The sequence below is a fragment of the Vibrio sp. 10N.261.51.A3 genome, assembly GCF_041471965.1.
Classification (GTDB): domain Bacteria; phylum Pseudomonadota; class Gammaproteobacteria; order Enterobacterales; family Vibrionaceae; genus Vibrio; species Vibrio crassostreae_C.
Map to the genome: position 1 here is coordinate 1 of NZ_JBFRPK010000121.1, position 3,295 is coordinate 3,295.

A 3,295-nucleotide genomic window follows, 5' to 3' on the forward strand; every position below is an offset into this window, starting at 1 on the left:
GAATCCATGTCATTCGTTAGTTTACCAATCAAGATCATCACCCTAGTTTTTATTTCGGGTGATGTCTTAGCTACAAGTGGTTTTGTGGGAGTTGTGATTGACCAAGTACAGCCACAACTAAAATAAAACCGTCTTCTTTTGTAAAGTAAGCTGTGTGTTTTCCTACCGGAAAATAGAAACCGCTTGGATAAATCTCATCGCAACTGCGACCTACGGCTGGATTGTCGGCAAGCATTTGAAACCCAGTTAGCAATGTGTCTTTATAGTTGTTCCACTGCATTTCAGAAAAGTTGTTGACGGTATAGCTTTTAATTTTTCGTAAATGAGCCTGAGCCAATTTACTTAGTTTGTATTTATTCTTTTGCATAGTGGGTTACAAGGCGCTTAGGAAATCTTCACCATCAACTACATTGCCTTGTGCTAAGTCTTGTTTAGCTGACTCGAAACAATGTTTAAGGTAATCAGTTTTCATTGCCTCTAGTTCTTCATAGTCTTTGATAGACATTACTACTACGGCATCTTTACTGTTTTTGCTAATCTTTACTGGCTCACGTTGGGCGCTTAGAAGCAGCTCACCAAAGTTACGCTTTGCATCATTTGCTGTTAGTGTGTGCATACTCAATCTCCAAATTTGGAATTACAGCAATATTATAGTTTGTCGCACAAAATGGTCAATATAATTAAATCGTGCGATTTGTGCGAAGGGTAAACTAACAAGCAATTTAAGAGGGATTCACAACGCTCGGCATTTTTGCTTCTACTTCAAATTTAGTGTTTATGGCACAATGCTTTAAGGTTAGGTGGTAGCGTTGTTCACCCCTTAATTGGGCTACATGGACTCCCTCTTTTGTCAACAATAGCTCCCGCTGACAACAGTGGATCGGACAGCAGCTCTACATTCGGTGTTTAATCGGAATCGTTCCGTTACCTTGATGATATTCGCTTGATGCCAGCCTCATTCGTTAAACAGTATTTATTACTTCCCAATTAAACAGGTTTAGGCATCTCGGTCTGGTCGTATTGTCATCATTTGCTATTGCTTTGACTCGGTGAGTGTTAACCGTTTACATAGTTAATCTTGTACTCTTTTCCTGTTGTTAATAATGCCCATATTATACGAGCGTTTTTTGCTGCTAGGGCGACAGCTGCTCGTTTATAACCTCGTCGTTCAACGAGTTGATTTAACCAAATACTGTTGCGATCGGTTTTCTCTTTACATCGTGCAATAACGGCTCTTGCGCCATGAATAAGTAGAGTGCGAATATGTTTTTCGCCTCTTTTGCTGATGCGACCAAGATGAACATGACCACCTGTTGAGTATTGTCTTGGAACCAACCCTATCCAAGCGGCAAATTGGCGGCTAGAGCCAAATTGTTTGGCGTCATTGACGGTTGCGACAATGGCACTTGCACTGTGTTCACCGACACCTGGAATATCCATGAGCGCTTTGGCTGAAGCCATCTCACGAACTAAAGCAGAGACTCTACGATCATAGTGCAATACTTCTAGGTTAAGGTGTTGAATCTTGTTCGATAGATCTTGAAGTAGCTCTCGAGCGAGTATAGGCAAACCATTTTCTGCATCTTCAAGGACACTACCAATAGTGTTTTGAGCCGAGTAGCGCCCCTGAGGCATCACAATACCAAATTCGGAAAGCAAACCTCTGAGCTGGTTAATAGTCGCCGTTCTTGTTTTAATTAGCCCCTGTCGAATACGGTGCAGGCAAAGCACAGCTTGTTGCTCTTCACTTTTTATAGAGACAAATCGTGTTTTGGGTCTAGATACCGCTTCACAGATGGCCTCTGCGTCATTGGCATCGTTCTTCTCATTTTGTCGATATGGAATAACGAATTTGGACGCCATAATTTTCGGGTTATGACCTAGTTTCAGTAGCTCTCTCGCCCAGTGGTGTGCACCAGAGCACGCCTCCATACCGATGAGGCAGGGAGGTAACTTCGCGAATGTGTCTAAGAGTTTGTTTCTTTTGACAGTTTTGCGTAGGACGCACTTGCCATATGCATCAACGCCGTGAATACTGAACACATTCTTGGCAAGGTCAACGCCAATAGTTTGAATGGTGGACATAGTAACCTCCAGTTCTTCAGCGTGTACTAAGTAAGTATGGCACGCAGAGTGTCAGGTAGAGGGAGTCCATATCATTCGTTAAATTTATGGAGGCAGTGTGTGCCATATCAATTAGAAGAGAAAGACTTTGATTTCTTTATGCCTGATGCTAATCAGGTGCTTGCCGAGCAGGTTCTTATGCTGGCACATAACATTTTACCTGGTTCTAAGGGATGGTCGGGCTTTCAAGCGCAGTATTTTCATCCAGATGATGAAGTGACCCTGTATCTTGATGAACGAGAAAATGATACCCATCTGTTTATCGGCGGTTGCCTTATCGCTTCTAATGAAGCAAAAGATATTTTGCCGGAGTTAGCCAGTTTCAAAAGTAAATTTCGTCCAGAAAATGATCCGATGGCTTGGTTCTTGAAAGGGAGTGGAATGCACGTTGGTGTAGATGCTGATGTCGAAGATGAAGAAAATGCTAGGCAAGACGCTTTGTCTCGCTGGGTTTTATGGGCGAGATTTCTAGCCAGTTTTGGTTGCTACTATCGATTTCATTCAGTATCTGTTAACAAGCAAAAGTTTGTTCATAGTGAAACTGCTAGAAAGAAAAAGAACGTAGAGCGTTATCGTAGAGCATATGAGTCACTGTTTAAAACCCTTGAACAAAATCGTCATAGTAAAATCACTGTTGTCACTGACAACGTAGAGGGAGCACAATTAGCGGGTTTACAGGAAGCGATAGATAATTCAGATAATATACTAGAACGCAAGATTACGTTAAGTCCTCCTGTGCCAAAAGAGGATTTTACAAGTACTGCGTCTTCATGGCTTCAGTTTGTTGATATGCAAATTTATGCTCTATCAAGGTTTATTTTTCCTTCTGGTGAAAATGTGCTTATGAAGTTTGAGAAATATCCTTACGACTCAGCTAGAGGAGGTGTTGAAATGTCAAAAGATCCTGTAGTTATTAACCAGAAACGGTTTGAAGTTGCGCGTTATTTCATTCTCAAAGACATTTTCCATCACATACGTCGTCATTTTGTTAATCGGTTAGTGAGCCCTCATTATGAAACTTCTATTTCATCGATGGCTTGCATTACTGATAAGGAGATTCTTAATTTTGCAGACCTTGTTGATAAATCCATACATGGTTTCTGTAATAGGCAGTTTTCTGAAATTACATTTGACTTCGAGGCACTATAAATTTAACAAACGACTATGGCGT

4 protein-coding genes are annotated in these 3,295 nt (G+C 41.2%); 1 reads left to right on the forward strand and 3 read right to left on the reverse strand.

What is annotated here, in order from left to right; all coding sequences use genetic code 11:
• Positions 1 to 70 precede the first annotated feature (70 nt).
• From AB4371_RS21620 to AB4371_RS21630, 3 genes are all read right to left on the reverse strand, one after another.
• On the reverse strand, positions 71 to 367 hold the full coding sequence (locus tag AB4371_RS21620) for a type II toxin-antitoxin system RelE/ParE family toxin (RefSeq protein WP_025794194.1): 297 nt from the start codon (positions 365 to 367) through the stop codon (positions 71 to 73).
• A gap of 6 nt (positions 368 to 373) precedes the next feature.
• Positions 374 to 616 carry a type II toxin-antitoxin system Phd/YefM family antitoxin gene (locus tag AB4371_RS21625; RefSeq protein ID WP_045957228.1) on the reverse strand — a complete coding sequence of 81 codons (243 nt, stop codon included), beginning with the start codon at positions 614 to 616 and terminating at the stop codon, positions 374 to 376.
• 440 nt (positions 617 to 1,056) lie between these two features.
• Positions 1,057 to 2,085, reverse strand: a complete 1,029-nt coding sequence (locus AB4371_RS21630) for an IS110 family transposase (RefSeq protein ID WP_017041084.1) — start codon at positions 2,083 to 2,085, stop codon at positions 1,057 to 1,059.
• A 99-nt stretch (positions 2,086 to 2,184) separates the two neighbouring features.
• Between AB4371_RS21630 and AB4371_RS21635 the strand changes: the two genes are divergently transcribed.
• Positions 2,185 to 3,273, forward strand: coding sequence for a DUF3800 domain-containing protein (locus tag AB4371_RS21635; RefSeq protein ID WP_102398373.1), 1,089 nt, complete (start codon positions 2,185 to 2,187; stop codon positions 3,271 to 3,273).
• Positions 3,274 to 3,295: the final 22 nt, after the last annotated feature.

What these genes read in the sequence shown, in the direction of transcription:
- AB4371_RS21620 (WP_025794194.1), bottom strand. Translation starts at nt 367, where the DNA reads ATGCAAAAGAATAAATACAAACTAAGTAAATTGGCTCAGGCTCATTTA.
- AB4371_RS21625 (WP_045957228.1), bottom strand. Translation starts at nt 616, where the DNA reads ATGCACACACTAACAGCAAATGATGCAAAGCGTAACTTTGGTGAGCTG.
- AB4371_RS21630 (WP_017041084.1), bottom strand. Translation starts at nt 2,085, where the DNA reads ATGTCCACCATTCAAACTATTGGCGTTGACCTTGCCAAGAATGTGTTC.